At 54.8% G+C, this 16680-nt stretch carries 13 protein-coding genes and 1 riboswitch; of the genes, 7 read left to right on the forward strand and 6 right to left on the reverse strand.

The window, feature by feature from the left end; genetic code table 11:
- Position 1: 1 nt before the first annotated feature.
- Genes IB254_RS22130 through IB254_RS22140 form a run of 3 tightly spaced genes read right to left on the reverse strand, consistent with a single transcriptional unit; the run spans position 2 to position 2685 of the window.
- Positions 2–790, reverse strand: coding sequence for an ABC transporter ATP-binding protein (locus IB254_RS22130; RefSeq protein ID WP_192419452.1), 789 nt, complete (start codon positions 788–790; stop codon positions 2–4).
- A complete protein-coding gene (locus IB254_RS22135; protein WP_008025776.1) occupies positions 787–1602 on the reverse strand; it encodes an ABC transporter permease in 816 nt (271 codons plus the stop codon). The genes IB254_RS22130 and IB254_RS22135 overlap by 4 nt, the downstream gene beginning before the upstream one ends.
- Positions 1603–1617: 15 nt before the next feature.
- Entirely contained in the window at positions 1618–2685 is a 1068-nt protein-coding gene (locus IB254_RS22140; RefSeq protein ID WP_192419454.1) for a putative urea ABC transporter substrate-binding protein, read from the reverse strand.
- Positions 2686–2746: 61 nt separating this feature from the next.
- Positions 2747–2847: riboswitch (guanidine-I (ykkC/yxkD leader) on the reverse strand.
- Positions 2848–3123: 276 nt separating this feature from the next.
- Here IB254_RS22140 and IB254_RS22145 point away from each other — a divergent pair.
- From IB254_RS22145 to IB254_RS22165, 6 genes are all read left to right on the forward strand, one after another.
- On the forward strand, positions 3124–3366 hold the full coding sequence (locus tag IB254_RS22145; protein WP_008025780.1) for a hypothetical protein: 243 nt from the start codon (positions 3124–3126) through the stop codon (positions 3364–3366).
- Between the two features lie 167 nt (positions 3367–3533).
- Entirely contained in the window at positions 3534–3992 is a 459-nt protein-coding gene (locus IB254_RS22150; protein ID WP_192419456.1) for a hypothetical protein, read from the forward strand.
- 291 nt (positions 3993–4283) lie between these two features.
- On the forward strand, positions 4284–5498 hold the full coding sequence (locus tag IB254_RS22155) for a glycosyltransferase family 4 protein (protein WP_192419459.1): 1215 nt from the start codon (positions 4284–4286) through the stop codon (positions 5496–5498).
- A gap of 18 nt (positions 5499–5516) precedes the next feature.
- Positions 5517–6386 (forward strand): hypothetical protein, encoded by an 870-nt coding sequence (locus IB254_RS22160; RefSeq protein ID WP_225602462.1) that lies wholly within the window; start codon positions 5517–5519, stop codon positions 6384–6386.
- 2 nt (positions 6387–6388) lie between these two features.
- On the forward strand, positions 6389–7897 hold the full coding sequence (locus IB254_RS29775) for a hypothetical protein (RefSeq protein ID WP_318653022.1): 1509 nt from the start codon (positions 6389–6391) through the stop codon (positions 7895–7897).
- Positions 7840–11982 carry a calcium-binding protein gene (locus IB254_RS22165; protein ID WP_318653023.1) on the forward strand — a complete coding sequence of 1381 codons (4143 nt, stop codon included), beginning with the start codon at positions 7840–7842 and terminating at the stop codon, positions 11980–11982. Before IB254_RS29775 ends, IB254_RS22165 begins: the two co-directional genes overlap by 58 nt.
- 109 nt (positions 11983–12091) lie before the next feature.
- Here the strand turns inward: IB254_RS22165 and IB254_RS22170 are convergent, their stop codons facing one another.
- Entirely contained in the window at positions 12092–13204 is a 1113-nt protein-coding gene (locus IB254_RS22170) for an enoyl-CoA hydratase/isomerase family protein (RefSeq protein WP_192419461.1), read from the reverse strand.
- 132 nt (positions 13205–13336) lie between these two features.
- Between IB254_RS22170 and ung the strand changes: the two genes are divergently transcribed.
- Positions 13337–14029 (forward strand): uracil-DNA glycosylase, encoded by a 693-nt coding sequence (gene ung, locus IB254_RS22175; RefSeq protein ID WP_008025785.1) that lies wholly within the window; start codon positions 13337–13339, stop codon positions 14027–14029.
- Between the two features lie 102 nt (positions 14030–14131).
- Here the strand turns inward: ung and IB254_RS22180 are convergent, their stop codons facing one another.
- Both IB254_RS22180 and IB254_RS22185 read right to left on the reverse strand, forming a co-directional pair.
- The gene (locus IB254_RS22180; RefSeq protein WP_192419463.1) at positions 14132–15172 is read right to left on the reverse strand and encodes an AbrB family transcriptional regulator; all 1041 of its coding nucleotides are present in this window, start codon (positions 15170–15172) and stop codon (positions 14132–14134) included.
- Positions 15165–16679: a tripartite tricarboxylate transporter permease gene (locus tag IB254_RS22185; protein ID WP_008034898.1), complete on the reverse strand. Its 1515-nt coding sequence runs from the start codon at positions 16677–16679 to the stop codon at positions 15165–15167. The genes IB254_RS22180 and IB254_RS22185 overlap by 8 nt, the downstream gene beginning before the upstream one ends.
- Between the last annotated feature and the right edge of the window lies 1 nt (position 16680).

A 16680-nucleotide genomic window follows, 5' to 3' on the forward strand; every position in this document is an offset into this window, starting at 1 on the left:
CTTAAGCGGTGCGAAGCGCGCCTGCCAGTGTTTCCGGCAAGGCATCGACGGCGGCGCGCGTGGCGCGGCGGTCGCTGTTCAAAGGGATGTCGTAAGTGATACGCGCGCCATAGGCGCCGGGGGCGTGCGGGTCGACGCGGACCTTGTCGAACACCAGCAATCGCGTGCCGAGGCTGAAACCTTCGGACAGGTCGTGGGTGACCATGAACACCGTCAGTTGCGTCTCGCGCCACAGCTCCAGCAGCAAGGCGTGCATGTCTTTGCGGATGCCCGGATCGAGCGCGCCGAACGGTTCGTCGAGCAGCAACACGCGGGGCTTCATGATCAGCGCCTGGGCGATGGCCAACCGTTGCTGCATGCCGCCGGACAGCTGCGCCGGGTACTTGTCCAGCGAGTGGCCGAGGCCGACCTTTTGCAGCAATACCGAAGCCTGTTCGCGGGCGTCTTTTTTAGCGCTGCCGAACAGGCGCCCAAGCAGCGGCGAACGCGGCAGTTCGAGGCCGAGGGCGACGTTGTCCAGCACCGTCAGGTGCGGGAATACCGAGTAGCGCTGGAACACCACGCCACGGCTCGAATCCGGTTCGCCGGCCAGCGCCTGGCCGTCCAGCAGAATCTCGCCGCGACTGGCGCGTTCCTGGCCGAGCAACAGGCGCAGGAAGGTCGATTTGCCGCAGCCCGACGCGCCGACCAGGGTGCAGAACTCACCTTCGTTGACGTTCAGGTTCAAGCCTTCGAGCACCACTTGATCGGCGTATTGCTGCCAGACGTTTTTTACTGTGATGAAGCTCATGCTCGCGCTCCTTCGTACCAAGGGAACGCACGTTGAGTCAGGCGCTTGAGGCCCCAATCCATCAGCCAGGCGAGCAGGGTGATCCAGACCACGTACGGCAGGATCACGTCCATCGCCAGGTAACGGCGCACCAGGAAAATCCGGTAGCCGAGGCCGTCGGTGGAGGCGATGGCTTCGGCGGCGATCAAGAACAACCACGCCGAACCGAGCATCAGCCGCAGCGAAATCAGCAGGCGCGGCAGCAATTGCGGGAGCACCACGCGCAGCATCAGCGTCCAGGTCGAGGCACCGAGGGTCTGGGCCTTGATCAGCAACTCGACCGGTATTTCCCGGGCGCGCTGTTCCAGATCCCGCGCCAGACACGGGGTGATGCCGATCACGATCAGCATCACTTTCGATAACTCTCCCAGTCCAAAGACGATGAACAGAATCGGCAGGATCGCCAGCGGCGGCACCATCGACAGCACCGTCAGCAACGGCGACAACGGCGCGCCGAACAGCGGCAACGTGCCGGCGGCGATGCCCAGGCACAGCCCGGCCAACGCGCTGATGCCCAGACCAATGGCCAGGCGCCGCAGGCTGGACGCGGTGTCTTGCCACAGCACGTATTCGCCGGTGCGGCTGTCGGCGGTGAACGCCAGGCGCTTGACCGCGTCGGTCATTTGCACGGCGCTCGGCAACAGCTTGTCGTTAGGGTTGTCCAGCAGCCGTTCGGCCGAGCCCATGAAGTAGGCGAACAGCACCAGGGCGAACGGCAGGATCACCAACAACAGGCGACTCGGGCGATCCGGGTGGCGATTGATCAGGCGCATGGCCAGGTCCTCTTGTTACAGCTTGGCGTCGGCAGCCATCTGCACGTAACTCGGATCGAAGCGAAGCTTGAGGTTGCTCTTGTCGCCGCTGGTCACGCCGTTGGCGAAGGCCATGCCGACTGCGCTGGTGTCCTTGGCGCCTTCACCGAGCAAGCCGTGCTGGAAGGAAAACTCCGCGACCTTGCGCATGGTTTCCGGCAGTTGCTTGCTGGTGGAAAACGCCAGGGCTTCTTGCGGTGTGGCGAACAATTTGGTGGTGTCGAGTTGCGCCTGGAAACCCGCGAGGTCAGTGCCCGAGGCCTTGGCCATGTGTTCGAGCGCAGCCTTGCTGGCGGCGTTTTTCGCGTTCATCAACTCGACCACTTCGAACCAGGCGCCGGTCAGTGCCTTGCCCAGGGCCGGGTTGTCTTTGAGGGTGGCGCTGTTGACCACCATCATGTCCATGATCTCGCCGGGGATCTGGCTGGAATTGAACACTTCGGTCACGCCCGGCTTGGCCTTGATGTCCGAGAGCATCGGGTTCCAGGTGGTGACGGCGTTGACCTGCTCCGTGTTGAAAGCGGCGGAGATGTCGGCGTCGGAGGTGTTGACCACTTTCAGGTCTTTCTCGGTGAGGTCCACCGAATCCAGGGCCCGCGCCAGCAGGTAATGGGACACCGACAGCTCGACCAGATTGACGTCCATGCCCTTGAGGTCGGCGACTTTCTTGCCGTCGCCCTTGAGCACGATGCCGTCGTTGCCGTTGGAAAAATCGCTGACGATCAGCGCGGTGCTGTCGACGCCACCGGCCGCCGGAATGGTCAGCGCGTCCATGTTGGTCATGGTGCAGCCGTCGAACTGGCCGGCGGTGTATTGGTTGATGGATTCGACGTAGTCGTTGAGCTGCACCACATCAATCTTGATGCCGTACTTCTTCGCCCATTTGTCGACGATGCCTTGGCTGCCGGCGTATTCCCAGGGCATCCAGCCGGCATAAATGGTCCAGCAGACGCTGAAGTGGTCTTTTGACGCGGCCTGGGACGAGACGCTCACGATGGCTGCGAAGGCAGCGGCGAGGAGGGCGGGTAAACGAAGTCGGGACATGGTGGTTCTCCAGTTGATCAAGGGCGGGCAGGAGTCAACGCGGCACCGCGAACGGTGGCTTGTCTCCCGGGCTTTTGTCCCGCCGTGTAACCTCAACTGGAGGTCGCCAACTCTCGGACCAGTCACTCGCCTTAGCGAGCCGGAACCCTAGTCAGCCATTGCAAATTGTGGTGCCGCGAACCTGTGATGACTCCTGCACGGGTTTGCTAAAGCGAGAGCCGTGCCAAGTCGCTCGAAGCGCTCTGGGCCGGGGGATTGCCATTTTTCGGGAGGGCGCAGGGACCGTTCGCTGCTTTGTGATGGTGCGCCCGTGCACTGAGATGCAGCGTGGCTGGCCGCTGATCCGAAGGTCGTGCGTCGTCCGGCACTCGCCAACGCATTGCCAGTCAAAACAGGTGTCAGCCGGCTGTATCGGCTGTGGTCTTTCAGGAGGCCGCCATGTTTCGTCGACTGTTACTGGGCGTTGTGCTCGGTGTCGGGTTGTCCGGCTGCTACTACTACGCCGGCACCTACGATGTGTATTCCACGCCTTATTACTACCCCGGCTATGCGCCGTATTCCTACTATTACGGCCCGCGTTATTACTATGGTCCGCGCTTTTACGGTGGCTATCGCTACTACTATTGGGGCGGGCATCACCCACGTTATTACGGCGGTGGATACCATGGGCGGCACCATTAATCAGCGGGTGAATAGATGAAAAACCTTTCATCGGCTAGATGTTTCAACTTGTTTCAAGAGCGCACCGGATGTCGAAAACGATGTCTGATCTTTCGACAGTCACCGAATAATTGACTGTCGCTCGCCAGCGTCGCTGGTGTGGCTCACTCGCGGTCCAGGAGGCCGCCATGCTCCTTCAAAAAATGCTCCGTCGAATTCTTCTGACAGCTGTAGTGGGATTGTCACTCGGTGCGTGCGTGCCCTATGCCGATGGAGGAGGCAGCTACTACAGTTCCGAGGTTTACACGTCCCCCGCGCCGTACTACTCAGATGGCGGCGGTTACTACTCCAGTGGCGGTTACTACACGTCGCCGCGCCGGTATTACTCACCACCGGCCCGCTATTACCAGCCAACGCCGCGCTATTACCATCAGCCGCGGGTGTATCAACCGGCACCGCGTTATTACCAGCCTTCGCCACGAGGCGATTACCGGGCGCATCAAGGGCGCGGTTGGGACGGTAATGGCCGGGGCGGTTGGGATGGCCGTAACCGTGGCAATTGGAATAATGACTACCGTGGTGGTCACGGCGGACGCGATAACCGTGGTGGGAGGGGCGACCACAACGGTCGCGGAGGCCACCGGTAGTCTCCAACGAAACCTCTCCGATAAAGCGGCGCATCAAGCGCCGCTTTTTTTTGCGGCAGATAAAGCTAACAGCTCATGACTGGGGCTGAACGTGATGCCCTCAAGGAACCGCATCGTGGCGGGAGCACCTGCTCGATTCGAAATTCATGCGCTTTGCTCCATCTCCTCGGACGTTCTCGGAACCCTCCTACATTTTTAATTCTGCGCGTTTGTTAGCGTTTGTGCATTCGTATTGATGTTGAAAAAAACTTCAATGAAATGAGGGTTTACGAGAAGAAAATAACTTAATTCATGAATTTACTGATTATTCATCAAAACTTTCCTGGTCAATTTCGCCACGTTGCATTGGCGGCGCAGAGTCGGCCAGGCGTTACAGTCACGGCGATAGGGCGAGATAGTGCTCCGGGTATTTCAGGAATAAAACTCTTTAGATATCGAGCTGTAAGAAAAAAATCAAACTGCACCCATCCGTACTTGCATCAATATGAAGAGGCGGTAATTGATGGGCAGCAAGTGCTTGGGGTGTTGAAAGGGCTCAAGCAAAACGGCTATCGCCCTGATGTGATACTTGCTCATCCTGGATGGGGTGAAACGCTGTTTGTTAAGGATGTGTTCCCTGACATTCCTCTGATTCATTTTTGTGAATATTATTATCATTCAAAAGGCGCAGACATGGATTTTGATCCTGAGTTTCCGTGCGCCCCAGATAGTTCTTCAAGAATTCGTCCGTTGAATTCGATGCATCTTTTGAACCTTGAACAATGCGATATTGGAATTGCACCAACACATTGGCAGCGCAGTCTGTTCCCGCCAGCGTATCACTCTAAAATTCACGTGATTCATGAGGGTATTCCTCTACAAACGTCTGAGCCTGTGCCGATTGCCTCTGTAAAGTTACCTAGTGGGCAGGTATTAGAGGCCGGGCAATCAATAGTGACGTATGTCGCCAGAAACCTCGAACCTTATCGCGGATTCCATAGTTTTATGAGGTCGATTCCTTTCATTCTGGCTGAGTGTCCGGACGCCCAGATTGTAATCGTGGGAGGCGATGGGGTCAGTTATGGAAGTTTGCCGAAAGGGTTTGCTAATTGGCGCAGTAAGTTACTGGCGGAGTTGGATATAGATCTTTCCAAGGTACATTTCACGGGTAAGCTGCCTTATGAAACGTATAGAGCCGTTTTGCAGGTTTCAGAAGTGCATGTTTATTTGACTTATCCCTTCGTTATGTCTTGGTCGTTACTAGAGGCAATGGCGTCTGAGTGTGTCGTGATAGGTTCCGATACGGCTCCGGTTCGGGAGGTGATTGTTGATGGTGTAAATGGATTGCTTGTGGATTTTTTTGACGCTGATGCGATAGCTGGAAAAGTGTGCAGAATCTTAAAAAATCCAAGTGATTTTAGTCTGATTGGAAAATCAGCGAAATCGACAGCGAGCCGATTTGATGTGAAGCATGGGGTGCGAGGCTATTTCGATATTTTTGATCGCGTGATGTCTTGTTTCAAGTAGGTTGTTTGATCATTTTAAATGGAGTTTGAAGTGTATAAGGTATATCGCAAGGATGCGTATTGGTGGTGTAAAGCCATACTGAAGTATGGTTTGGTTGTGGCTTTTTGCTCTTGGTTGGTGAGTTGTTATGTTGCCTCGGAGCGTAGGGCAGAAGAGCGGGAGCGTAGTCGAGAGGAATCAAAAAAATGTAATCAGAAACTGGCTGGTATGGAGCTTGTTCCAATATTGGGTGGCGGTCTTCTTGATATAGCTAAAATACCGGGGTTCCATTTTGGTTCTACCACAAGGAATGGGCAATGCATTGCAGAGCTTCTCGAGGGCTCTTTCTGGTGGACAGATAATGAACTTCGTCCCACCTATCAGGAACTCGGGAAGAAACCGTCACCCAATCGGAGGCTTTTCAGTGTTACAGCCAGGTTGTACACAAGAACAGCATCCACTGAACCATATGAAGTGGGCCTTCAGACTGTCGATTGGCCTGAAGAGCTTATTGTGAAACTTAAAAATTACCCGGGTTTGGAACTCTGGCTTGACGCTCCCCCTCCTAGCGTTGAAAACGACTTCTCTATAAAAAATTTCGTTATAAGCGATTGGCGTCGCCGTGACGGAACTCCGCGAATGATTGCGTGTAATGGTTTGGGTTCTCCGTCGAGCGAAGTTTTGGAAAGTGGGTTGAACAGTGACGTTTTATTAACGTTCAACAGATTACAACTGGAAAATCTGGATTTTGGTCGTTTCAATGCTTATTGCACAGTCGAATTGCATGATTTTGATTTTGCAGGTGGTGATGCTCGTGTGCATTTGGGGACAGGTTCGCTACGTGCGGCTCCCGCCGCGCTTAAGTTTATTAATGAGTATCTTTCACGCTCCATAATTACAGGGAAGTAATGATGAGTTATGTTTTTAGTGTTGTAGAGAAAGAAAAGATTATCGATGCTGCCAGTATGTGCGAAGGCATGAGGTTTGAATCGAGGATTGAGTTGTATCAAGCTGTAGCGATAAAAGGTCTAAATTGTGCACCTTTTTATCAGGCGTTATCGGAAATGATTGGTGAAAAACTTTCTGGTTCTGTTGTTTTTGATGAAAACATTAAGAAGATTTTAAAGAGTGCCAAGCTGTGGCTTGATGTGGCAATTGATGCCAATGGAGGAAATGGTGCTTACTCAGCTTTGATTCGTGCTTATACAATGCGGCAAGGGCAGTTAAGACTGAACAAAGTGTTTAGTGATGAGCTGATGCAGGAGTCATCGAACCAGGTAGCAGTCAATTTCATGAATGCTTTGATGTATGGGTCGCTCAAAGACAACTTGGCGCCGTGGACCGTCCCATCAATTGACCAAATCGCTTCCATCGATGCAAGCGCCATCGGTAGAGTACTTTTTCCTAAGGAAGTTGGCGATGAAGATACCGCTTCAAGTCGTAACTCGGGGTGGTCGGGGACAATCGGATTTAGTTTGTTAGGCGGGGAGTATCCCTTTGAAACGTGGAGATTGATCTCGGCAGGTGATCCCGGGTCGGAAATTAAAGGAAGGCATGAATTAGCAGAAGTTAATAGGGTAGATGATTTTAAGAATATCTTGTTCGCCATAGATTCCTATTGGGTGGCTCTTGTTGCAGTGGCCAAAAATTTTGGTGGGAATACACTCGAGAGTATGTTTTCAGTTTTGCCTGAGCAGATAAATATTGCGGGTAGCAGTGGAAGCTATAGCCCGTTCATCCAACATGTCGTCAAAGGTACGTCTATTTCATCCACGGTGGACATGATATTAAGGTTTGGGGTGAATGCCTTCTTCGATATGTTGAAGCTAACATATGATGGTGTTGCGTCAGTTGCACCTACTACGGATGAAACATTCGCTGCTAACGCCTATGCATTTTTCTCATCGTTATCATCGAGCCAATCCCAAAGTACTGTTGCCAAGACAATTGTCGAGTACGGCAGTGTTTCTGAATGGAAAGAGTTAGCCACCCAGGAAACACTTGCCGGGAAGGCTTTACGCAACTCTCTAAAACACCTGAGTGAAATCGTCATAGAGAGGGATGACGACTTTCTAGGGCGTGGACTGGAACTCCATGACCCGAAAAGCGGCGATGGAGTAATTACAGAACAATGGATTGTTGATCGCGCGGATATGCTAGGCCGCCTAATATCCAGGGCCACTGTGTCTTTCGGAGAAAACACGGCGCAGGCCTATTCCTATTCGGATCTTGTATCTGGTAAACAAGTACCAATGAAAACAGGTGTTTCAAATCCACTTGTTATGTTTGGTGATGATGGCGGGCGTTCGTTCAGCGGGGGGGGAATATCGACCATCTTTATGGTGGTTCCGGCGATGACAGAATCAACGGCAGTGAAGGAAATGATTATGTTGAAGGTGGTCAGGGTAGCGACTCGTTAAGCGGTGGAGATGGAAATGATGCGCTACACGGGATGGCCGGTGATGATGTATTGGTGGGCGGCAAAGGTAACGATGTTCTGATTGGAGGCGCCGGTAACGATCGATATGAATTCACAAGTGGCGATGGAGTCGATCAGATTTACGATATAAACGTCGATGGTCAGATACTGATAAATGGCCTTCCGATACCTCTCCCAAAACGTATTGGCCCTCTGAGCAATACCTGGATCACTGAAGATGGCGCCATTACTTTAACCCTCATCGAAGAACTCGCCGAAAAAACACTCAATATAAAATACGGCCAGAATGACCTGATCGTCATAAGACAGTACACACCGGGAATGTTCGGCATCCAGCTTCCAAGCTACGAAAGCCTTCGCCTTGCGAAGCCCTATCTCACCATTTCCGGTGACCGAATGGCTGAAGATGCCGATCCGGATGTTCCCGGTGAGCAGCTTTCTTATGATGAGCTAGGCAACGTTGTGGTGATGTCGAAGGTAAAACAGAGCAACCGGGCAGACGTGCTGCACGGATCGGGTAGCCACGACATGCTCATTGGGTTCGGTGGTTCCGATCGGTTATTTGGTAAAGCCGGAAATGATCGTTTGTTTGGAGAGAAGCAGGCCACTATCGAAAAGGCGATGACTGGGGGAGCCGTTCGCGGACGAGCAAGTCGTGGTGATTGGCTTGATGGGGGGCTGGGTGACGATCTGCTGGTCGGTAGTTCATCCAGAGACGTGCTGCTCGGAGGTACCGGAGGAGATACGCTGGTTGGCGGGGCGGGCGACGACAATCTATCGGGTGATGGTATGACCGGTGGCTTGTTGGACAGCTGGGACTTCAAACGCGTTGAACTCCCTTTCGGCAAGGATGGTAGCAGTTGGCGTCCAGGCCTATCCGATGCCTCCACTAGCACGGCCGTAGAAGGTGGTAACGACATTCTTTATGGCCAGGGTGGTCACGATTTTATGACCGCTGGCGGGGGGGACGATTTACTCGATGGCGGCGCCGGGAATGATGTCATGGGCGGCGATCAAGGAAATGACACCCTTCTCGGCGGCAGTGATGACGACATCCTGTTTGGAGACAACCACGATTCCGCTGGCGGACTCAAAAGCAGGAGCCATGGAAACGATTTGCTGGACGGTGGTGATGGCAATGACGAACTTTACGGTAATGGTGGTAGCGATGTGTTGTACGGCGGCCTCGGTAACGATGATCTAAAGGGCGATGACGCTGAGTTACAGGGTATTGAGGGGGATGCAGCCCATTATTTCGGGAGTGACTTTCTGGATGGTGGTGCGGGCAACGACACCCTCCGGGGGGGCGGTGCTGATGATTCACTTTATGGCGGTGCAGGTAACGATAGTCTCTCTGGCGACTACCTCACTCATCCCGTTAATTACCACGGTAATGATTTCCTTGATGGCGGTATCGGTGATGACACGCTTGTAGGCATGGGCGGCTCCGATACGCTGATAGGGGGAGAAGGAAATGACGCCCTGGACGGAGACGGACACAGTCTGCCAGAGGGCGGAATTAATGATGACTACATTCAAGGCAATGCAGGAAACGACACACTCTGGGGAGGCTTGGGCGCCGATACACTTTATGGCGGCGCTGATGACGACTTCTTGCTGGGTGATTATGAGCTAAGGCCCGAAACGGAACATGGCGCAGATTATCTTGATGGCGGTGCGGGTAACGACACCCTGATAGGCGGAGGTGGAGACGACACGCTAAATGGCGGTGCAGGTGGGGACTATCTTCGCGGTGGTCCGGGTAACAACGTTTTTGAAGGAGGCAGTGGCAAAGACTATCTGGATGGCTTAGACGGCGATGACACTTATCACTTCGGCGCCGGCGATGGTATCGACGTTATCGCAGATACTGGTGGAAGCAACATCATAAAATTTGGACCTGGATTTACGGCGAGCAATTTAAAAGTTGGTATCGTTGTTGTTGATGTGGGTCCAGTATTACGACTGACGAATGGGGTGGGTGACGCAGTTCGGATCCGTGATTTTGAAAAATGGCAAAACTCATCATTTAGTTTCAGTGATGGTGTCGTTTTAAATTTTCAGGAGATCATGGCAATTGCCCAAAGTTCGGTAGTCGTTTCGCCTTTGGTAGAACCCTCTCCGGGAAGTGGCGCAGACGAAAGTGGCATCGGGGCGGCAGATAACAATACCGTGGCGGAGCAATCAGGAGAAAAAGACAATTCCAGCGGAGCGGCGCATACCAATAGTACTGCGGGTGATACCCCGCGAGTTAAAATTGATGCCGATAAATTGTGGGGCGAAGAGTTTATGGATAATCTGAAAAAGCGTCGCTCTGCATTTATGTTGGCATCGGGGTTCCTGCTGAATGCTCAGGGAGCGTGGAGCAAAAATCATATTGCTGATGATGAATATAGCTACCACGAAAAAACCAATCTAATTGTTGAAAGCTTTCAGGCAGGATCATTGTCAGAAACCCCAGAGCGGATGAGCCTGGTTTCTGGTAAGTCAGTAATCAGTGAGATAACTTCAAATTTGACTTCTCGTACTGAGTCCCGGCCTGCAGTGGTAGGTGGGCTGAAATATACCCCAAAACAAGAACCGCATTACTATCCGTCTGGTTCGAACTACAGTGGTTTTGCATTGAGCGCTGGTGAAGTTGTCGTCGAGCATAAAAGCGCCACAGGTGTCATCCAAGGCTGGTATGTTTATCCCGCTGGAAGCTTCGAAAGCAGCGAGTTAAGTTATAAGCAGTTTAGTTGGGATGTCTCGACTGAAACCATCAAACATCAAATTGTTCAGGGCGGCGATGCTGGCGGCAGAGTAAATCTTGAAGTCGGTAATATTTTTCATGGCGGGGCGGGTGATGACTTAGTGGTCACCTATAAGTCTCCCGGCGTTGATTATGGCGAATATGAGGCTAGGGCCTCCGGTGCGTTTCTTTCGGGTGGAGCTGGAAAAGATACGCTGGTCGGATCAGAAGGTGCGGACTACCTAGTCAGTGGCGCAGGGCACGACCGGCTTTATGGCGAGAATGGTCCTGATACATACATAATCGCTCCTCATGCAGGAGCGACTACCATTGTTGCGGATATGTTGAGTCCTGTTTTTCTTCGCCCGGAAGTTGGTGCCGCCGGTTGGTATTCTGAGTTCGGAGCGGAGGATGTGGATACAGTCAGACTTCCAGATGGGGTAACTCTGGAACAGCTGCAATTAAATTGGGGCTCCGTATTGGTTGAGACGGTAAATATTGAATTGGCCCCAAAGCCACAACGCGGCACCTATCGTAATCCGCCCCGCGGGCAAATGTTGTACTCAACGCTTGATGTCGCTTGGGGTGAAGATCAACAAGTTCGTATTGTATTGCCGAATGCTAGTGATCTCAGTGGTTCTGGTGTTGAACTTGTAAAATTTTCAGACGGATCAAGTGTTAGCCTAGCGCAACTCATAGCTGATAGTGAATTAGGTCCTGCCCCTGATACTTATCACCATGGTGTTCTAATTAATAATGCTGTGGAGGCTATCTCTTTGCGGGATGGTAAAAAGCTCCCTCTCGTCGGCGGTCGAGGTAATGACACGTTGAGTGGTTCTGGAGAAATACGAGGAATGCAGGGCGATGACACTATCTCCGGCGGTATGGGAGACGATACCCTTTGGGGTGGGGGTGGTGACGATACTTTAGCCGGCGGTGCAGGTAATGATATTTACAAATATGACGGGCTGGGAAGAGATCTGATTATTAATGCACCTGGCGGTATTGATGGAATCGATTTTACGGACTTTGATGCTTCCATCCATCAGCTTAAATTTCACAGAGATAACAATGATCTCGTAGTTGTGGTGAATTACGGTGCATCCCCAAAAATACGAGTGGCTAATCATTTTTTAGGAGGAGAGGCTGCGATCAGTTTTATTAGAGTACAAAGTGTAGATAGAACACCTCAGGACTACGCTGCAAACCAGTTGCTTGAACTTCTACATCCTCTGCCGCCGCTCAGGGACATGGAAGATATATTTTTGCGTGATGACGAAGGTGTATCGGAGGCATTGAAGGAAATATCTGAGTTTTACGGGGTTCAGGTCTAGTTAAGACTTCGATGACAAACAGACGGTGACTAGCAACCGCTCTTAGGAGGGAACATGATTTGCCCGCGATAGTCCTTTTGATACGGCTATCGCGGACAATTTCAGAACTTTAGTATTCGGAAAGATCCGCCAGTGGATGCCGACCTTCCCACACCTTGCGAAAATGCGCCTCCACCACCGCATCCGGCACGTGATTGATATCAGGCCAATGCCAATGCGGTTTCTGATCCTTGTCGATCAGCCGCGCACGCACGCCTTCGCTGAACTCCGGATGCCGGCAGCAGTTGAGGCTCAAGGTGTATTCCATCTGGAAAACCTGAGCCAGCGACATATGCCGGGCGCGGGCGATCTGTTGCCAGATCAGATGAGCAGTCAGCGGCGAACCTTCACTCAGGGTCCGCGCCGCTCGGCTAAGTACCAGGTCCGTGCTATCACGCTGTTGGCTGATGGCTTTCCACGCACAGCGCACATCACTGACATCCAGCAATTCGTCGATCTGCTGGCGGCGCGGCAGCCACTGGGCTTCGGGCATTTTCGCCAGCGCTTCCTGCTGCAGGGCCTTGAGCAGGCTGTTGAGCTGCATCGGCGTCTGTTCCTGCCAATTCAATTGCAGCAAGCCTTCGATCAGCTTTTCTTGCTGTTCATCGAGCAGGAAGCGGTCGGCCAGGCCCAGATCGATCGCATCGCGACCGTTCATGTGCGCGCCGGTCAGGCCGAGGAACAAACCGAGCTTGCCGGGCAGGCGCGACAGAAACCAACTGGCACCGACATCCGGATACAAACCAATGCTGATTTCCGGCATCGCCAAACGGCTGCTCGGCGTGACAATACGGATGTTCGCGCCCTGCAGCAGGCCCATGCCGCCGCCGAGTACATAACCGTGACCCCAGCAGATCAGCGGTTTCGGGTAGGTGTGCAGGCTGAAGTCCAGCCGGTATTCCGCTGCGAAGAAAGTTGCGGCCAGCGGGGGGACTTCCCCGGGGTGCGCGCGACAGGCTTCCACCAGGCTGCGCACTTCGCCACCGGCACAAAAGGCCTTGGCGCCATGACCGCGCAATAGCACGCAGACGATTTGCGGATCCTTGGCCCAAGCGTCCAGCTGATCGCGCAGGGCGTTGATCATCGGCAAGGACAGGGCGTTCAGGGACTTTTCGGCATCCAGGCTGGCAACGCCGATGCGGGCGCCGTCGGTGCCGGTGAGTTCTTCGAAGTGCAGATTCATCGTGACCTCGATCGGGAATTTGAGCGTTCAGTATGATCGCAATGCAGGAAAGTGCCGGATCTGCGTCAGATCAATTGACAAGCGTGATGGGCTTTCCTAGGGTTCGCCCCATTGTTTTTGCCGGATGTAACCATGACTGCTGACGACCGTATCAAACTCGAACCGAGCTGGAAGGAGGCACTGCGTGCCGAATTCGACCAGCCCTACATGGCAGAGTTGCGCGATTTCCTGCAACAGGAGCGTGCAGCCGGCAAGGAGATTTATCCGCCGGGCCCGATGATTTTCAACGCGCTCAACTCGACGCCGCTGGACAAGGTCAAGGTCGTCATTCTCGGTCAGGACCCGTATCACGGGCCAGGCCAGGCCCATGGTTTGTGCTTCTCGGTGCAACCGGGCGTGCCGGCGCCACCGTCGCTGGTGAACATCTATAAAGAGTTGAAACGCGACCTGAACATCGACATTCCCAATCACGGTTATCTGCAGAGCTGGGCCGATCAGGGCGTGTTGATGCTCAATACCACCATGACCGTCGAGCGCGCCAACGCCAATGCGCACAAGGATAAGGGCTGGCAGTTCTTTACCGACCGGATCATTGAAGTGGTCAGCCAACAGCAACCGCATCTGGTGTTCATGCTGTGGGGCGCCCATGCCCAGAGCAAGCAGAAGCTGATCGACGCGACCAAGCATCTGGTGCTGACGTCGGTGCATCCGTCACCGCTGTCCGCTTATCGCGGGTTTCTCGGTTGTGGGCACTTCAGCCGGACCAACAAGTTTCTTGAGCAGAATGGCGAGACGCCGATCGATTGGCGGTTGCCGCCAGTCTAAAAAGCTTCGCGGGCAAGCCTCGCTCCTACAGATCTCATGCAAGCCCTGTAGGAGCGAGCGGGCGGCGATCCGACTTGCCCGCGAAGGGAACACCTCGGTCTATCAGACCGAATCCGGATTCCGATTCCAATACTTGAACAACGGCTCCGCCAGAAACAACACAAACAACAGCCGCATCACCTGCATCGCCGTCACCAGCGGCACCGACAATTGCAGGGTCTCCGCCGTCAGGCTCATCTCCGCAATCCCGCCGGGCATCATGCCCAGGGTCAGCGAACGCAAATCCAGATGTGTCAGCGCACTCAATCCCAAGGCTGCCGCCGTGGCGATCAACATGGTCAACACCGTACCAATCAACGTCCGCCCCATAAACGAAGGCGCACGCCGGAAAAACTGCCGATTGAAGTGGCAGCCCAAGCCACTGCCGATCAGCCATTGGCCAATCTGGCTACCGCCGTTGGGCAAACCAATGTGCAGATCCCAACCAATGCTCACCGCCGCACTCACCAGCAACGGCCCGAACAGCCAAGGGTTGGGTTGACGCAAACGTTCCCAAATCCACGCTGCCAAGGCGCCCGCCGGAAATAGAAGGGCCAGCCACCACCAGTTGACGGCGGTCGGATGAAAGACCGGCACGCCGTCGCCCAGCAAATACTTGAACGCCGCCGGTACGCAAAGCACCACCACCAGCACCCGCAGGCTTTGCCCGGCCGCTACGCGACTGAGCACCGCGCCATTGCGTGCGCCGAGGTTGACCATCTCCCCGGAGCCGCCGGGCATGCTGGAAAAGAATGCGGTGGCGCGATCCTCACCGGTACGGCGCATCAACCAGACCCCGACCACGGCGGACAGGCTGGTGATCAACGCACCGAAGAAGATCAGGCCAAAGTGGCTCAACACCTGCTCCATCACCACCGGGGTGAAGTGCAGGCCGATGCCGATGCCGACGACCCACTGGCCGACCTTGCGGCCGCCAGGGATTTCGGCCAATTGCCAGGGTGTCAGGCAACGCACGAGGATGATCGCCAGCAACGAGCCGACCATCCACGGCAGTGGCCAGCCGATCTGGCTGGCCAGGTAACCGCCCAGCGCGCCGACCAGCGGCGTACCCCACCAGGCCTTGAAGGGTGTTCGATCAGACATCGGCGACCGCGCGACGAGCGACCGAACGTTTGCGCCAGATCCGCAGGATCGGCACCAGCAACATCACCACGATCAGCGCCCAGACACCCAGCGTGATCCCGCTCGACCAGAGAATCTCCAGCGAACCGTTGGAGATCGACAGTGCGCGGCGCAGATTCTGTTCCATCAAACCTCCGAGAATGAAGCCCAGCAAAACCGGCGACAACGGGAAATCCAGCTTGCGCAGAATGTAGCCGAAGATGCCGATGCCGATCATCAGGAACAGGTCGAAGGTGGTGGCATGCACCGCGAACACGCCGATGGCGGTGATGATCGCAATCATTGGCACCAGCGCCCAGTTCGGTACGGCGAGGATGCGGGTGAAGATGCGGATCATCGGAATGTTGAGGATCACCAGCATGATGTTGGCGATAAACAACGATGCGATCAGGCCCCAGACGATGTCCGGTTGCTGTTGGAACAGCAGTGGGCCCGGCGTGATGTTGTACAGCGACAACGCACCGATCATCACCGCCGTCGTGCCCGAACCGGGAACGCCCAGAGTCAGCATCGGCACCAGCGCGCCGCAGGCTTCAGCACCGATGGCGGTTTCCGGAGCGGCCAGACCGCGCTTGTCGCCCTGTCCGAATTTGCCGCTTGGGCCAGCGATACGTTTCTCGGTCATGTAGGCCACGGCGCTGGCAAGTGTTGCACCGGCGCCAGGCAAAACGCCCATGATGAAACCCAGTACACCGCACCGCATGTTCACCCAGAACACCGACGCAGCTTCCTTGAAGTTGAACATCATGCGGCCGGTGGCTTTGAACGCTTCCTGGCCGCGATGGGTTTTTTCCAGCAGCAACAGGATCTCGCTGATGGAGAACAGGCCCAGCACCAACACCACGAACTGAATGCCGTCGGTGAGGTGGATGTTGTCGCCGGTGAAACGGTAGACACCGCTGTTGGCGTCGATGCCGACGGTCGACAGGAACAGGCCGATCAGCGCCGCAATAAAAGTCTTCAGCGGTCGATCACCGGCCATGCCGCCGAGGCAGACAATCGCGAACACCATCAGGACGAAATATTCCGCCGGACCGAAGGCAATCGCCCATTTCGCCAGGATCGGTGCGAACACCACCATCCCGCACGTGGCAATAAAGGCGCCGATGAACGAACTCCACGCCGACAGCGAAAGCGCGACACCGGCCATGCCTTGACGGGCCATCGGGTAGCCGTCGAGGGTGGTCATGACGGTGGACGCTTCGCCCGGAATGTTCAGCAGGATCGAACTGATCCGGCCGCCGTACTCGCAACCCAGGTAAACCGCAGCCAGCAGGATCAGTGCCGATTCCGGCGGCAGCCCGAGGGCGAATGCAATCGGGATCAGCAATGCCACGCCGTTGATCGGACCGAGGCCGGGCAGCAGGCCGACGACGGTGCCGATCAGCGTGCCGCTGAGTGCGGTGACCAGGTTGTAAGGGGTCAGTGCGACGCCGAAGCCGTGACTCAAATAACCAAGCGTATCCATT

Source organism: Pseudomonas sp. PDM03 (assembly GCF_014852385.1).
GTDB lineage: Bacteria > Pseudomonadota > Gammaproteobacteria > Pseudomonadales > Pseudomonadaceae > Aquipseudomonas > Aquipseudomonas migulae.